The sequence below is a fragment of the Singulisphaera sp. GP187 genome (genome assembly GCF_900129635.1).
Taxonomy (GTDB): Bacteria; Planctomycetota; Planctomycetia; order Isosphaerales; family Isosphaeraceae; genus Singulisphaera.
Genome location: NZ_FSRB01000001.1, coordinates 64,502 through 80,560, shown reverse-complemented (window position 1 = coordinate 80,560; position 16,059 = coordinate 64,502). Strand labels below are relative to the sequence as shown.

The 16,059-nt window shown below is 63.6% G+C and carries 10 protein-coding genes; 5 read left to right on the top strand and 5 right to left on the bottom strand.

Annotation, left to right across the window (positions count from 1 at the left end; translation table 11 throughout):
* Positions 1-49: 49 nt before the first annotated feature.
* The 3 genes from BUS42_RS00265 to BUS42_RS00255 all read right to left on the bottom strand — a co-directional run bounded on the left by BUS42_RS00265 (position 50) and on the right by BUS42_RS00255 (position 4,883).
* Complete coding sequence (locus BUS42_RS00265) at positions 50-1,816, bottom strand: EF-hand domain-containing protein (protein WP_074304406.1); 1,767 nt, start codon at positions 1,814-1,816, stop codon at positions 50-52.
* Positions 1,813-3,168 carry a DUF1501 domain-containing protein gene (locus BUS42_RS00260; protein ID WP_074304405.1) on the bottom strand — a complete coding sequence of 452 codons (1,356 nt, stop codon included), beginning with the start codon at positions 3,166-3,168 and terminating at the stop codon, positions 1,813-1,815. Before BUS42_RS00260 ends, BUS42_RS00265 begins: the two co-directional genes overlap by 4 nt.
* Before the next feature lie 131 nt (positions 3,169-3,299).
* Positions 3,300-4,883: a DUF1549 and DUF1553 domain-containing protein gene (locus tag BUS42_RS00255; RefSeq protein WP_074304404.1), complete on the bottom strand. Its 1,584-nt coding sequence runs from the start codon at positions 4,881-4,883 to the stop codon at positions 3,300-3,302.
* Positions 4,884-5,119: 236 nt separating this feature from the next.
* Between BUS42_RS00255 and BUS42_RS00250 the strand changes: the two genes are divergently transcribed.
* Entirely contained in the window at positions 5,120-5,719 is a 600-nt protein-coding gene (locus BUS42_RS00250; protein ID WP_074304403.1) for a DUF3137 domain-containing protein, read from the top strand.
* Positions 5,720-5,933: 214 nt separating this feature from the next.
* Here BUS42_RS00250 and BUS42_RS00245 read toward each other — a convergent pair whose 3' ends face one another.
* A complete protein-coding gene (locus BUS42_RS00245) occupies positions 5,934-6,284 on the bottom strand; it encodes an RNA recognition motif domain-containing protein (RefSeq protein ID WP_074304402.1) in 351 nt (116 codons plus the stop codon).
* A 501-nt stretch (positions 6,285-6,785) separates the two neighbouring features.
* Here BUS42_RS00245 and BUS42_RS00240 point away from each other — a divergent pair.
* Both BUS42_RS00240 and BUS42_RS41635 read left to right on the top strand, forming a co-directional pair.
* Positions 6,786-9,527 carry a PAS domain S-box protein gene (locus tag BUS42_RS00240; RefSeq protein WP_074304401.1) on the top strand — a complete coding sequence of 914 codons (2,742 nt, stop codon included), beginning with the start codon at positions 6,786-6,788 and terminating at the stop codon, positions 9,525-9,527.
* 228 nt (positions 9,528-9,755) lie between these two features.
* Positions 9,756-11,297 (top strand): 3-keto-alpha-glucoside-1,2-lyase-like domain-containing protein, encoded by a 1,542-nt coding sequence (locus BUS42_RS41635; RefSeq protein ID WP_143206182.1) that lies wholly within the window; start codon positions 9,756-9,758, stop codon positions 11,295-11,297.
* A 305-nt stretch (positions 11,298-11,602) separates the two neighbouring features.
* Here BUS42_RS41635 and BUS42_RS00225 read toward each other — a convergent pair whose 3' ends face one another.
* A complete protein-coding gene (locus BUS42_RS00225) occupies positions 11,603-12,280 on the bottom strand; it encodes a hypothetical protein (protein ID WP_074304400.1) in 678 nt (225 codons plus the stop codon).
* A 719-nt stretch (positions 12,281-12,999) separates the two neighbouring features.
* Here BUS42_RS00225 and BUS42_RS00220 point away from each other — a divergent pair.
* A complete protein-coding gene (locus BUS42_RS00220; RefSeq protein WP_074304399.1) occupies positions 13,000-14,559 on the top strand; it encodes a TIGR02996 domain-containing protein in 1,560 nt (519 codons plus the stop codon).
* Positions 14,560-14,951: 392 nt separating this feature from the next.
* Entirely contained in the window at positions 14,952-15,926 is a 975-nt protein-coding gene (locus tag BUS42_RS00215) for a hypothetical protein (protein WP_074304398.1), read from the top strand.
* Positions 15,927-16,059 lie beyond the last annotated feature (133 nt).

Sequence of the window (16,059 nt, the reverse complement as noted above, 5' to 3'; positions counted from 1 at the left end):
CGCCAGCCATGCGGGTTCCGGGAAGTCATTACCAGACCGGTTGGGTTCGTTAGGGGCCAACGACCGCCGCGGAGGTTTTCGCCTTCCCCGCCGCGTCCCCGCCACCCGCCTCTTCGGCATCGATCATGCCGTCCTTGTCACGGTCGAGGCGGTCAAACTGCGTGCGAGGGCCGAGGAATTCGCGGTGGGAGACGTCGCCGTCATGGTTGCGGTCCATCTGGCGGAACCAGTCGGGGCCCGCGGTCGGTTTGGTGGGTACGGCCATCGACCCGGGGCCGGTGTTGTTGACCACTGCACCCACGACGGCACCGGTCATCAAGCCGGTGAGCTCACCGCGGGTGATGTTGACCTGGAAGTGGTACGGAATCTCGTCGGCCGTGACCCGCCCGTCGCCGTCACCGTCCCAGGTGGTGATCCGATCGACGGTTCGCATCACCTCGCGGGCGCTCAGGCGACGGTCTCGATCCAGGTCGAGAATCCCAAAAATCGCTCGCCCTTGGTCCGAGGCCGTGAACACGAGCCGGCCCTTCGCCGCCTCGCTCTGCCGATCGGCGAAATCGATGAGCTCCTTCTCGTAGAGTTTGCCGTCGCCGTCACGGTCGATGACCTTGGTCAGACCGGCCAGCGGGGAGACGGGTTGGCCCTGCACTTGCACCTGCGCCTGGGCATTCTCCGCGGGCAGTTCCTTGCCCTCGAGGTAGCCATCTTTGTTCGCATCGGCGGCCTTGAACTGCCTCTGATATATGCGCCTGACGTTCTCGGCCACCGTGTCTCCCGGATCGACGTGGACGTCCAGGCGGATCCGACCGACCGCGATCTCAACGTCGCCGTCGGCCAGTTGCCGGACCTCCGTGCCTTTGGGCAGCACCCCATCGCCGCGAAGTCGAGTCGTCGCCCGGCCCGCGTCGTCCGACGGGAGCGTCATCTCGAGATCGAGGTCAACCGGCGCCTGGGCCAGGAACTTCCGCAGTTCCTCGGTGGTGAGGGTCTCGTCGTGGTTCGCGTCGGCGTCGGCAAATGCGTCAGGATCGATGGCGAACTCCTCAGGCGAGAGCTTGCTATCCGGCCGACCCGGGACGTCGCCCCGCCCTTTATCGTATTTCTTCAACAGGAGCCGAGCCAACCGAAGCGACGACTCGCCCGCAACCAGCTCGACCACCGGCGGTAGGGCCGTGTAGCGGGCCTGGCGATCGGCCGCGTTACCCGCCACGGCCATGGCGGTCGGGCTATTGAACGGCTCCAACTCCGTGGCGCTGATCATTTCGTTATCGTCGAGGTCGAGCCGGCGAAGCGAGCCGGCGATGGCGGTCAGCTCCGATCGGGTGAGCTCGCCGTCCTTGTCGCGGTCGAGATGGTCGAAGAGTGCGTCCGTCCGGTTGATCGCGAGCCGGCCGACCTGAACGCGAAACGGGCCGAGAACCGGTCGGAGGGCCTCGGCCAACTCGTCGGTCGAAACAACGCCGTCCTTCGGCGAAACGTCGAGCTCGCCGCGGGGCAAGGTCGTGGCTCCCCCGGTCGCCAGCCGCACGAGTGCGGCCAGCGCGTCCTGATCCGCTTCCTTCGTCGTGAGCTTGCCGTCGCCATCAAGGTCGAGGCAGGCCTGGATCAGCCGGATCGACTCGACCCAGGCGGCGTCGAACGGTCGGTCGCCCGTCATGACCCGAAGCCGCAGGAAAACCGGCCGCTCCTCGCCAAGAAAGACGATGTTCCGCGCACTCCCCCCATCCGCCCCGGCGGCGTCATCCGCGGAACCGGGTGCAGGAGCGGCGGCGACCAGCGCGAAAGTCATTGCCATCAAGGCGGTTGCAGACGTCATCCGAGGATTTCCTTGATCGGGTTGGCCTTGGGGTCGACGAGCCGGATCGGCCGGCCGGTGTCAACGACGTTTTGCTTCATCGGGTCGATTCCCAAGCTCCGCACGATGGTCGCGAGCAGGTCGGGCACCTGGATGGGCTTGTCCTTGGCCTGTTCCCCGTCGGCCCCAGTGTCACCGATCACCTGGCCGCCTCGGATCCCGCCACCGGCCAGAACGGTCGACCAGGCGTTGGGGAAGTGGTCGCGGCCGGCGTTCTCGTTGATCTTGGGGGTCCGACCGAACTCGCCCATCCAGACGATCAGGGTCGAGTCGAGCAGACCGCGCGAGCGGAGGTCGGTCATCAAGGTGGCCCAGCCTGCGTCGAGGACTCCGCTGAGCTTCTCCACCGCCTCGAAGTTCTGCTGGTGCGTGTCCCAGCCGAAGGCCATCGAGCCGTCGACGGACGAGAGCGTCACCTCGACGAACGGAACCCCGCGCTCGACCAGGCGACGGGCCAGGAGACACCCCTGGCCGAACGGGTTCCGGCCGTACGCGTCTTGGAGCGCGGCGGGTTCCTCGTCCAGCTCGAACGCCTTGGCGGCCGACGACCGCATCATCTTGACCGCCCGCTGATAGGCGTCCTGATGGCTGAGCGCGGCGAGGCCGGGGCGGGAGGCGAGGAAGTCGCCGCCTAACGTGTGCATCAACTGGAGCCGGTCGTCGGCCCGGGTCCGACCGATCTCGTGCGGGGTGTCGAGATCCTCGACCCGCAACGAAGGCTGCGCGGTGGCGTTATTACCACCGCCGACGGGCCGTTCGCCCACGATCAGCGGAGCGCAACGCGGGCCGAGGAACCCTGCCCCGAAGGCCGCCGGGTTGAACGCGCGGAACGGTGAGATGCTCACGAACCCCGGCAGTTCAGCCGACTTGCTTTCGAACTCGTTGGCAACGAGCGAGCCGAGCGTCGGGTGCCGGACCGGCCCTTGGGGCAGGTAGCCGGTCCGAAGATAGTAGGTGGCGCGGCCGTGATCCCCTTCCTTGGAGCTCATTGACCGGATCAGGGCGAGGTCTTTCGCCTGACGGGCGAGCTGCGGCAAATGCGGGCCGAGGAGCATCCCCGGCACCGTCGTCTCGATCGGCTTGAAGGGACCACTGTTGGCGTGGCCCGGCTTGGGATCGAACGTATCGGTCTGGCTCGGGCCTCCCGTCATCCAGAGCAGGATGCACGACTTGCGACGGTTCGGATCGTCGGCCGTGTTGGCCGCCAACGTCTCGATCCAGCCGGAAGACGAGGCGCCCAGGGCGCCCAAGGCGGCCAGCCGGAGCACCTGCCTACGGGTCAGTGGCGAGACCTGGTGAGTCGGGCGAGACATGGCGGCATCCCCTTTTATCTTGACGCCCCTCGATCGCACAAGCAAAGGACGCGGGTCAACGGAGGACGGGATCATTCCGGACAAGGACGACGTGGAACCAACCGGGTCGAGATGAAACGAACCGAGCCGGGTCAATGATTCAGATGAAACTCAGGCCCGTTGAGGATCGCCCAGAAGACGTCGGCGAGCGCCTTGCCACGATCCTCGGGGCTCTCGGTCCGTTCGACGTATTGGACCAGCAGCGCGAGTTCCTCGGGCTTCGGCCGGCGCGTCAGGGTCGCGAGATAGAGGGTCTCGATCCGGCCCGGAGTGTCCAGGAACGGGGCCTTGGTCACGGCCCCGAGCACCGCGCCGGTCGCCGGGTTGGTGGCACCCGCGATGTGACTGCCATTCATCATCGTCAGGGCTTGGAGGATCGTGGTCTGCGCCTCGGTCGACCGATCTTCGCGATTGGCGAACAGGTCGAGGAACCGCGCCCGAGTCTCTCCCGCGTCAGCGCCGGTGGCCTGGCTGAGGCTGTCGAAAAGCTGGCCGGGCGAGAGGCCGCGAACCGGCATATAAGCGAACATGGGCGCGGACGACTCGCCTGGAACCGCAACGCTGGAGAGGCTGTAGGCGTGCGTCGCGGTGACGACGCGAATCAAGTACTTCAGGTTATAATCATGGAGTCGAAACTGCACGGCCAAATCATTGAGCAGCGTGCCGAACTCCGGGTCGGACTCGAGGTCGAGATCATCGACCGGCTCGATCAGGCCGACGCCGAAGAAGCGGGCCCAGACCCGGTTGACGAGGGCCTTGGCGAAGTACGGGTTCTCGGGCGCGGTGATCCATTCGGCGAGCACCTCGCGTGTCTCGGCCCGGGGCCGCCAGGCCGGCTTCGAGCCATCGAGGTGGGCCGCCTTGACGACCTTCTTCGTCCCCGGGATCGTCAACTCGCGGAGCGCGGCGGCCTCGCGGGGTGCCCGGACCGCGGCCGTGACTTCGGGATTCTGCGACGGGACTCCGGCGAAGAAGGCGGCGAAGCCCCAGAAATCGTCCCGCTTCCAGGAGGCGAACGGATGGTTATGGCACTGGGCGCATTCGAGCCGGACGCCGAGGAAGACGCGGGCCGCGCCCGCGGCGAGGTTTTCGGGCTTGCCCTCCTTGGCCACGTAGTAGGCCGCCGGAGAGGGGTCGAGCCGGCTGGCCATGGCCTCGGTATTGCGGTCGTTGAGCTTGGTGGTGAGGATCTCGCGGACGATCCGATCGTAGCCGGCCTCCTCGACCACCTTCCTCCGCAGCCAGGCCTCGAAGCTGCCCGCAACCACTCGCGCCTGGTCCTCGGTATCGGCCTCGGGAAGCAAGAGCTGTCGCCAGAGCTCGGTGGCCCGCGTGGTGTAAGCCGGGCTATCGAGCAGCCGTTCGACCAGCGCCTGTCGCTTATCCTGGCTCGGGTCGTCGAGGAAGTCGCGCGCCTCGGCGGCCGTCGGGATCTTGCCGATCAAATCGAGGCTGACCCGGCGCAGAAACTCGCCGTCGTCCGCAACCGCAGCCGGCCGGATCTTGGCCTCGGCCCACCGAGCAGCCAGCACCGCGTCGATCCGAGCAGTGAGCGACGAAGCGTCACTTGCGGATGAGATCGGATTCTTAACCTTGATGGGGAGGTCAGCCGCGCCGGCGGTTTGCCCCAGAGCGACCCCAAAGGCCACGGCGACCCAAGCTCTTCGGAAAAGCATGGCGATCCTCTCCTCGATCGAATGTGCCCACCGCTCTATTACAACTATCGATGGCACCTGAATGCTGTCAACGATATTCTTCAGACAAATGTGAGATGACCTGTTGAATCCAGTAGATCGGATTTTCTTTCAGGAGAGCGAAAAAAGTGCAAGTGGGGGAACCCCCACCGCCAATCTCGCCCCGGCGGGAGCGAATCACGTGCAGGACCACGAAAACCATGGGGGAAATCCCGCGGATGGGAATCTTCGGACCAAGCAAGGATCAGGTGTGGCGACAACTCAGCGAGGAGATCGGCGGCGAGTTCGTCGAAGGCCGGTTCTGGTCGGGGAACCGGGTGCAGGCCCATGTCGCCCCCTGGACGATCACGCTCGACACCTTCACGGTCTCCACCGGCCACAGCCACATCACTTACACCCGGATGCGGGCGCCCTACGTCAACCCGGAAGGATTGCGGTTCACGCTTTACCGCAAAGGACTGTTCAGCGAGTTGGGCAAGCTACTGGGCATGCAGGATATTGAGGTGGGCGACCCCGAATTCGACGAGGCGTTTATCGTCAAGGGAACCGACGAGTTCAAAGTCCGTGAACTCTTCGCCGACCCCCAAATCCAGCGGCTTGCCCTGGCTCAGCCGACGATCCGGCTCTCGGTCAAGGATGACGAGGGCTGGTTTGGCCCCCATTTTCCCAAGGGAGTCGACGAGTTGCACTTCCAGGTCGTGGGAGTCATCAAGGACCTGAAGCAACTGAAGGGTCTCTTCGACCTGCTCGCGGTCATTCTCGACCGGCTCTGCCAGATTGGCTCGGGACGAAAGGAAGAACCAGGCGTGACGTTATAAATCCACCGAGGACCGGCTGACTCCTGGTCTCTGGCTCTCATTTTGCGGTCATCGCAAACGCAAGAGTCCCTCGGAGGCCAGGCCCAGACCGGGCTGTGACGCCCGGTCTGATCCGAGGGTTTCGACTTCATCGGGACCACTGCGATCGCCCCAAAGGCCGTCGCACTGGTGATTTAGGAGCGAGATGAACCGCCCCTACCGCGCCGGCGGGTGATCAATAACGACCACCGCCACCACCGCCGTAACCACCACCGCCACCGCTACGGCCGCCACCGCCGCCGCCGTAACCACCGCCACCGCCGCCGCCCGAACGAGGCTCACGGGGCTTGGCTTCATTGACCGTCAGGTTGCGGCCGTCGTGATCACGGTCGTTCAGCCCCTGAATCGCCGCCTGGGCCTGGGCATCCGTGTCCATCTCCACGAACCCAAACCCTTTCGAGCGGTTCGTGTCCCGGTCGATGATGATCTGGGCGCTCTGCACCGTGCCGAACGGTGTGAACAGCGCCTCCAGGTCGGACTCGTTCACGTTGTAGGTCAGGTTGCCCACATACAGTTTCTTACCCAAGGGTCAGACTCCGAATCAAAAGCATAAACGACCCGCAAAACGCTTTCAGGGTCGAGAAGAAAGGGGCTTCCATTGAAACCCGTTGAGGCGGGAAAAGCGAAGAAGGCAGGCAAGGACCGGATCGAGATGAACCAGGCGATGTCACTCCGTCGTCAGACCAACCGACCAAAGGATAACAAATACCCAAATTCATTGATAGAACCTACCGGTCGGTTCTTTTGCAATCGCTCTTGAATCGTCCCCCATCTTGGGTCAACCCGAAGGGGTTTGGCCGGTTGGGGCTGAATGGGGGGGAGGAGAGAGGTCCCGCGGGGGTCCAAGATTCGCAGGCTCCGGCGCGAGCGTTTGCAAACCGGAACGAAACCGGGGGAACAACCCGGCAGAGGGATGTTCGAGGCCTGCCTGAGGTCTGCTATAATCAAACCGGCCGATCGGGGGCGTCTCGCTGGCGGTTTCGAAGTCGAACGTCCGCGGCCTTGCCGACAACGGGACAGCCAGGTCATGTTGAGCCCTGCTCGCACTCCCGTTCTGCGCTATGGTGGGGCGGCACTCGCCGTCCTACTGGCGACGCTCATCCGCTTGGGTTCCGACCCCCTCTTCGGCGGACAGTATCCGCTGTCGACCTTCTTTGCCGCCCTCGTGTTCAGCTCCTGGTATGGCGGGTTCGGCCCCTCGCTCCTGGCCTTGGCCCTCTCCAGCCTCGCGATCCCGTACTTCATCCTGCCCCCGTACGGCTCCTTCGCGCTCGAGAGCAACGAGGCCGAGGTGAGGTTCGGGGCCTTCCTGATCGCCGGTCTGGTGATCACCGTGATGGGGGGCACGATTCGGGCCTCCCGGCGACGCCTCGAACGCGCCGCCGAGGTGGATCACGAGCGACAGCGCCAGCTCGAGCGTGAGGTCATCGAACGTAGGGGGGCCGAGACCGCCTTGAGGGTCGAGAAGGAGCGGCTCCGGGTCACGCTCGCAAGCATCGGCGACGCCGTGATCGTCACCGACGCCGAAGGACGAGCCACCTTCCTCAACCAGGTCGCCGAGGCACTCACCGGCTGGTCGGCGTGCGAAGCCTCCGGTCAGCCGCTCGAGGCGGTCTTCCGGGTCGTGAACCAGGAGACCGGCACGCCCGTCGAGAGCCCTGCCCTCCGGGCCCTGAGGGAAGAGACCACCGTCGCTCTCGCCGCCCACACCATCCTCGTCGCCAGGGACGGCAATACGCGACCGATCGACGACAGCGCGGCCCCGATCCGGGATGAGTCGGGCCAGATCGTCGGCGTCGTCCTCGTGTTTCGGGACGTGACCGAGCGCCGGCGTGCGGAAGAAGCACGCAGCCACCTGGCCGCGATCGTCGAGTCGTCGGACGACGCCATCATCGGCACAACCCTCGACGGCACGATCACCAGTTGGAACTTGGGCGCGGAGCGGATCTACGGCTACTCCGCCGACGCGCTCCTCGGAAAGTCCGCCGCCCTCCTGATCCCAGCGGATCGGCTCGGGGAATTTCTCGCCGCCTTGAATCGAATCCAAGAGGGCGGGAATCCCGACGATTTCGAGTCGAAACGACGGCGGAACGATGGCACCCTCATCGACGTCTCGGTCAAGATCTCGCCGATCAGGAATGGGCTCGAAACCGTCGTCGGCGCTTCCACAGTCGAGCGCGACATCACGCGCAAGAAACGGATCGAGCTCGACCTCCAGGAGAGCGAAGAGCGGTTCTCACGATTCATGCAGCACGTGCCCGGCCTGGCCTGGATCAAGGACCTGGAGGGGCGCTATCTCTACGCCAACGAGGCAGCCCTGAAGGCGTTCCAGACGCCCCGGTCCACACTCTACGGCAAGGTCGATGAAGACGTCTTCCCTCCCGAAACGGCGGCCCTCTATCGAAAAAACGACCGCAAGGCCCTGGCCGCCGAGCGGGGCATCCAGGTAGTCGAGACGCTCATGCAAGACGACGGAATCGTCCATCACTCCCTCGTCAGCAAGTTCCCCGTCTGGGGGCAAAATGGCAAGGTCACGCTGATCGGCGGGATCGCGATCGACATCACCGAACGAATGCGGATGGAGGAGTCGTTACGGGAATCCGACCTCCGTAAGGACGAGTTTCTCGCCACCTTGGCCCATGAGCTCCGCAACCCCCTGGCCCCGATCCGCAACGCCCTCCACCTGATGAAGCCACCGAACCGGGACGACATCGACGCGGAACGCGAACGCGCGATGGCCGAGCGCCAGGTGACCCACCTCGCCCGGCTCGTCGATGACTTGATGGACATTTCGCGAATCAACCGAGGAAAAATCGAACTTCGCAAGGAAGTCGTGGAACTGGCCACGATTCTGGGCCGCGCGGCCGAAGCCGTGAAGTCCTCGCTCGAGGAGCGGGGGCACACCCTGTGCGTCTCCCTTGCGGACGGAGACGGATCGATCCACCTGGAGGCCGACCCAACACGGCTCGAGCAAGTCTTCGGGAATCTCCTCAACAACGCAATCAAGTACACCCAGCCGGGCGGCCGGATCACGCTCGTCGTTGAACACGACTCAAAGCAGAAACAGGTCGTCGTGCGAGTGCGCGACACGGGCATCGGCATCGAGCCCGACATGCTCCCACGGATCTTCGGCATGTTCGTTCAGGCCGGACACCACACGGGCCACTCGCACGGTGGCCTGGGCATCGGCCTGAGCCTGGTCAAAACCTTGGTCGAATTGCACGGGGGAACCATCCAGGCGACGAGCCAAGGGCCCGGCACCGGCAGCGAGTTCGTCATCCATCTGCCCATCCTGCCCGGCGTCCCTGCCTCGTCGGGACCCCGCAACGGCCTGGCAAATCCGCCCCGTCCCAACCCCGACGCCGGCACCGAGGCGCGGCCGAAACGGCAACGCATCTTGGTGGTGGACGATAACCTCGACGCCGCCAATAGCCTGGCGAGGCTGCTGAGGCGGTTGCACAACCAAGAGGTGAACGTCGCCCACGACGGGCCGTCGGCGCTCGAAGCCGCGGAGCTGTTCCGCCCGGAACTGGTCCTGCTCGATATCGGTATGCCCGGCATGGACGGCTACGAAGTGGCAAGAGCCCTTCGAGAACGGCCCGCGTCCGCCACGATCCGGATCATCGCCCTGACCGGGTGGGGGCAGGAAAGTGACCGCCAGAGGTCGAAGGAAGCGGGCTTCGATCACCACCTGGTCAAGCCGGTCGACCCCGACTTGCTGAGCGACATCTTGCGCAATTCCGAAGTGACCTCGACCGCAAGACCGTAATCCTCTTCGGGCGAGCCCTCAAAAGCGATCAGACCAACGCATGCTCAGCCGACTCCGGAAGATTCGGGGCGTGTGGCAATCCCAACGCGGGCCTGAGTCGGGATACGCGGGCTCGATTGCGCTGCGTGCTGCCACGTACCACGCGGGATTGTTAGGATAAACGGCCGTGGGGCCGCGAGAGACCATGCGATCGCGGCAAGCATGACGACGATGCCTCGGAGCAAAGCCATGAGACGTAGGATCCCGCGAACCCTGTCCTTCATTGCCACGATGGCCGTGATCGGGATGGGGGCGATCGGCCACGCTGAGGAGACAAGTCCGCCCAATGGCTTCCGCGCCATTTTCAATGGAACGGATCTCACCGGGTGGCATGGCCTGAACCCCCATATCGGTGCGACGCTCAAAGGCGAAAAGAAGGAGGCGAAACTCGCGGAGCAACGCGCCGAATTCCCGAAGTACTGGACTGTCGAGAACGGCGAACTGGTCAACGACGGCAATGGACCCTACGCCACGACCGACGAGGAGTTCGGTGACATCGAGTTGCGGATCGAATACAAGACCGTGCCCAAGGCGGACAGCGGCATTTATCTGCGCGGCGCGCCCCAGGTCCAGATTTGGGACGTCAATCAAGTCTTCAATCCCAAAGCCCCCACCCGCAAACCACATCTGGGTTCCGGCGGTCTCTTCAATAACACGCCGGGAACAACCGGACGCCATCCGCTGGTGTTGGCCGACCGTCCCTTGGGCGAATGGAACCAGTTTCGCATTCGCCAGGTCAGTGACCTCACCTGGGTCTGGCTGAACGACAAGCTCGTCGTCGACGGCGCCGTCATGGAGAACTACTACGACCGCAGCCGGCCGCTGTCTGCCAAAGGACCAATCCTGTTGCAGACCCACGGCGGCGAAATCCGCTGGCGCAACATTTTCGTCCGCGACATCACCGCCCCCGAGGCCAAGCAGATCCTCAGCGCGGCGGAGGCAGAGACGAAAGCGAGGCTCACGCGGGCGCTGACCCTGCATGCGTCATTCGACAAGGGGTTGGAGGCGGACTTCGCGCGCGGCGATAAAACGTGTTACGTCGTGCAGGGAAAGGATCTCGTGACAGCCGCCCCCCCAGACGAGGTACGGCTGGCACCCGACGCTGGTCGCTTTGGCGGTGCACTGCATTTCACGAAGAAAACCAACTTCCGCCCGGTTTTCAAGGATGCAGGAGCGCTCGGCTACAACGACAAGAACTGGAATACTTCCGTTTCCGTCTGGCTGCGTCTGACCCCTGACGAAGACCTGGATCCTGGATACTGCGACCCCGTCCAGATCGTCGGCGACGACGCCAAGAAGGGCTTCGTCTTCCTCGAATGGTCGAAGGACGAAACGCCCCGGTTCTTCCGCTACGCCATTCGCCCACTATTTCACATCTGGAACCCGGACAACGTCCAGTGGGCCGATATCCCGTTCGACAAGCGGCCGATGGTGCAAGTGGCCCGTGCGCCATTTTCGCGCGAGACGTGGACCCACGTGGTTTTCTCACTGGAAAATGTCAACGATAAGAGCAAACCGCAGATGGGTCGGCTGCATCTGAACGGCAAGCTGCAAGGCACGATCGAGAACTGGGATCTCACCTTCGACTGGGATCCCGCCCGCGTGCTTCTGGTGCTCGGAGCCGCCTATGTCGGCCAAATGGATGACCTCGCCGTCTTTAACACACCACTTACTGACAGCGAAGTGAAGCATCTCTATGAATTGAGACAAGGCGTGCGAGAACTGAGATAGGTCGTGGCACATACGTCCTCTCCACCCCCACTCCGTTGACGTTCAAGGCGCACATGCCCCTCCCGCAGCCGACGACAGACTTTTTGAGACTGTAGCAAGGATTCCGGGGCAGACAGACGGCCCGGTTTCCTTGCGACAGACTCGACTTGATTCATGAACAATACGTGCGCTGGTCCGAAACACTATGGTCGATCAGACCGAAGCACGCGGCCGAGTTCTCGAGATCAGTGGCCCGCTGCTCGGCCGGCTTGTTCCCTCGCCGAGCACCGACCAGTTCGGCGGCCTGGGTCCGCCGAGGCGCGAAATCAACCACCTGTTGACGGCGTTGGAGGTACGTTGCGATCCACCTGCGGAATCTGAAGTATGAGCCCGCGCCGGCTCGGATCGACTAAGTAATAGAACTCTGATGCGGAAAAGAGACCATTGCCGCGGAGAAGCTCATTGTCGATGTGGACGTCGAGGAAGTGGGCCTCCCTACCACCGGTGAACTCCGCCGGCAAAGGTCGCTTACGAAATGCCTGATACCCGTCGTTAGCGATCATCGCCTGAACCGCCTCATCTGCGGGACCTTCCAATTGCTCCATATGAATGCGATTCGCAATCTGTATGAATAGGTTTTTGGCAACAGCATCACCTTCATCCGTACCGGCCAGTGAGGCAATCATCAACGCGGGGGCGCATGCCTTCGGATTTCCATGAAGCGCTCCACTATTGATCACAACAAAGCATTGAACGATGCGTCCGGAGTCGACCAATTGGCGATATCCTTCCGCCAGTTCTACTGTCGCGAACGCCTGATTCCGGGAATCGAGTATCCCTCGAATACCGCGATACAACCCCACAATGGTCATACAACGGATCAATTGCCCGACGTACCACTGCCGAGCGGAAATATGTTTCTTGTCGTAATGCTGCACAAAGGCGGCACTCTCCACGAACTTGCGGGCTCGGGCGCGAAGCTCCTCACGGTCAGTCGGCAGCATACGTTCCTCCAAGGCCTATCGGTTAAGTTCCGCGGCGGGCGCGGTGGTCAACTCCTGTGACATTTCGTGAGGCGCCGATCTTACTGTGCCTCGATGGAAGAGCGGAAGCATCACGTCGGAGATGTGGAATCAGTAGTTCGGAAGTTCGGGGTTAGAGGAAGAGCCGGGGGATGACAGACTCAACCTGGTTTCCGAAAATGATTTGCGCAAAACCTTTCACTCACGGAGGGTCCCATGCGCAAGTCCAACATCACGCCGTGCTTTCGACGCCGCGATGCGGCAGCAGCGAACTCGTGCGCGTACTTGACACATCTCCAAGGAAAGTGCATATGACCGTGGCGAGGCACCTCAGCAGGGTGAGCTAGGACGTCTGGGAAGGTTGTCGCCTGGCTGTCGTTCCTGAATGAGTTGTCCAGATTCTCTGCTTTGCGCGGTCTAGGGCCGGGTCGCCCCGGAGGATTGCCCTCCGGGGCTCCCACAGATCCGGTTCGGAGGGAGGGGGGCCCAACGCAATGGGCTCTCCCTACCCCTATCAGGTTGGAGGAGGAAGGGATCGGCCCCGACAAGGAAACCTCGAACGGATGAGCCGGATGCACTCCAGTCAGGGAGTCTCCCACATTGCATCGGGCCCGTGATCGCCCTATAAAATAAGTGCCGGTGACGTTCGACTCGGGTCCGGATTTCGAGAATTAACCGCTTCATTCATCGGAACACCCTTCATGCCAAGCTTCGCATCACAGGGGGCAGGCCCCCTGGTCGAATTCCTTCGGCCCCTCCTCCGCCTGTTCGGTTTCGATCCGCGGAAGGCCGAGCAGAACGCCTGGCTCCGGAAGATCGCCGTGGCCCCTGAGAATCGGTCGCTCCGCCTGGCCTACGCGGACTGGCTGGTCGCCCAAGGCGATCCGCTCGGCGAGTTCATCCGCGTCGACGACGAGCTCGAGGACATGGCCCCCGATGACGAAAGGCGGAAGATGCTCGACGACCGGTGGGCGTGCCTCGCCGAGACACACGCAAAGCATTGGCTGGCGCCCCTGAAGCGCCTGGGCCTCGAGCCGCAGATCGCCGGCCGATTCTATCCCCACATCTGGATGCGTCATGGGATCGTCGAGGAGGTCTCAATCGACCTACCGGGCATCCTTCCCGAGCAAGCCGACCGCCTGTTCGACGCCGCTCCGGCCCTGCGGAAGATCGCCCTCCAGAGCACCCGGGTCGTCTCCTCCCCGACCGGGACCGACTTCATCGAATTCTACCCGGACTTCCCCTCCATCGCGGGCTTGCCGCACCTGGAACAGATCCGATCCCTCGAACTCACCTCGCAACACGCGTTGACGGCCGAGGGGGTCCAGGCGCTCGCGTCATCGCCCTATCTCCGGAATCTGACCGAGCTCGACCTGGGCTACAACTCCGAACTCGGGCCGGAAGCCGCGCGGGCGCTGGCCGCGTCAAAGACCTTGACCGGCGTAAAAGAGCTCGGCCTTCAAAGTTGCTCGCTGGGCAAAGACGGAGCCACGATCCTGGCCGATTCGGCCAACTTCGCTCATCTCACCCGGTTGAAAGTCGGGGGGAACGAGATCGGCAGCGGAGGAATGCAGGCACTCGCGGCCTCCCCCTACTTGAAGGGCCTCCACCAGTTGGACGCCTCCAACAACAGCGTCGGCCCCGAGGGGGCCCGCGCCCTGGCGGATTCATCCAACTTCGCCGCGTTGACGGCCCTCGAGTTCGGCGAAAACGCAATCGGCGTGGAAGGGATGCGCGCCCTGGCGGCCTCGGCCAACCTGGCCCATTTGACCTCGCTGAGCCTCCCGCGCAATGACCTCGGTTCGGATGGAGCCCGGCTCCTGGCGGAAAGTCCCCAATTGGCCCAGTTAACCGTGCTCGACCTCAACAGCAACGGGATCGAGGCCGAGGGGGCCGAGGCCCTGGCGGCCTCCGACCACTTGCGCCGGGTCGACGAATTGAATCTCGCTTACAACCCGATCGGAGACGCCGGGGCCCGGGCCTTGGCGGCCTCGCCGATCCTCGCCAGCCTGACCCGGTTGGACTTGCGCCAGTGTGGCATCGGAGCGGACGGGATCGCGGCCCTGGCGGCCTCACCGGGCCTCTCCAAAGTCACCATTTTGAACCTCGGAGACAACCCGTTCGGCTCCGAGGGGGCCCAGGCCCTGGCCGATTCGCCCCACCTCGCCCGGCTCGACCTCCTCTTCGTGGATGATGTGTCGTTCGGAAAAGAGGGGGAAGAAATCTTGCGGTCGAGGTTCGGCAGCGTTGCCTCCTTCTAATTCTCCTGACCGTCCGAAAAGGCATGTCCGCATGACGCATGCCCCTCCAGGGTTGCGAAGACCCCGCCCGCTCTTGAATCGATGGGAATTCCCTGGGACCGCGGGCGCCCCGGGGAGGGGGAGAGAGAGAAGAGGGATCGGCTCCGACCTGGAACAGCTCGATTACCATGCCTACATACAACTGCCCGGCGTGTGGCGTCGTGGAGACTCGGCCAGAAGAAGGCCTCGGTTGCACGGCCTGCGGGCAGCCCCTGCCGACCTCGCCGACTGACCCCGGAATCCCGACCAGCGCTCGACCCGAATCAGGACTCACGATCGGGGCAGCGGCCGGCCACCGCTTGCCTCTATCGCCCACGCTCGTCGCACTGAGCAAGAGTCACCGAGCCGCAGGGATGGCGCCCCCGCAACGGATCGTCTTCGCCCTCCTCGTGCAAACCTTGCAGGGTTACCGCAGCGACCGCTTCATGGTCGTCTTCGGGTTCGTCATGATGCCCTTCTTCGCCGTCGCCGGCTTTCTCGGCGGACTCTTCGCAATGACGGCCGCCCACGTCCTCCTGGCCGCGCTCAGCCGTTGGGCGGACATCGACCTCGAATACGCCCTCTATGCCATCCCCCTGTTCATCCTCCTGTTTGCGCACTGGCACAAGTCACTGGAGCGCGAGCGGGAGATCGTCTTCCACTTCGATGACGGGCGGGTCGATGGCTTGGAACTGGGTCGGCTCCACGAGATCTTCGAGACGTCCGAGCCGAGCACCCTGGGCCTCTTCCTCGGCATCTGCTTCGGCGCCCAGGTCGGCCTACTCCAATTCACCCCCGATCACGCCGGCCTGCCAATCCTCGGCGGTTTCGCGGAGTCAGCCCTGCTTACGCTCAACAACGCCTGCCACGGGATCTTCCTGGACACATTCGAGTTGTACAACCTCGATTGGGGAAAGAAACCGGAGCATAACTACTGGTCGGCGACGATCTTCTACGTGTTCCGCCTGGCCTTCGACGCCTTCGCCCTGCTCTACGTCTATGGCGCCTATCGCCGCTATCGGCTCCGGCTCCTCTTCCAGGGATTCCCAAATGATCCGCGTCGCGTCGACGAGTTCCTGGACTGGATCGAGGCGAGGTGCGGCGACAAGCACCGTTGGCCCAGGCATTACTTCGATGAATTCCTGTTCCTGACGCTGGCCAAGGAATACCTGCGAGGCAACCTCACCCTGGTGCGACAGGTCAGCCTGCAATTCCCCAACCTCACCATCTCCGATGACGTCCGAGCCGCATTCGTCGGCCCGACGGGGGATGTGGTCTTCCGAGGAATGGTGGCGTCGAAGAGCCGAGCCGCCACCCTAACCAAAGACGATCCGGACCCGCTCGATTGAGCCTCGCCGATCGCCGTCATCAGCATCGATCACGGAACACTCGAAAATTACGGCAATTCCAAACAAACGAAAACATTACGTTACATCGCAATGCAATTCGCCTGGCAGCCTGACCCGCTTTTTCCATGTGATC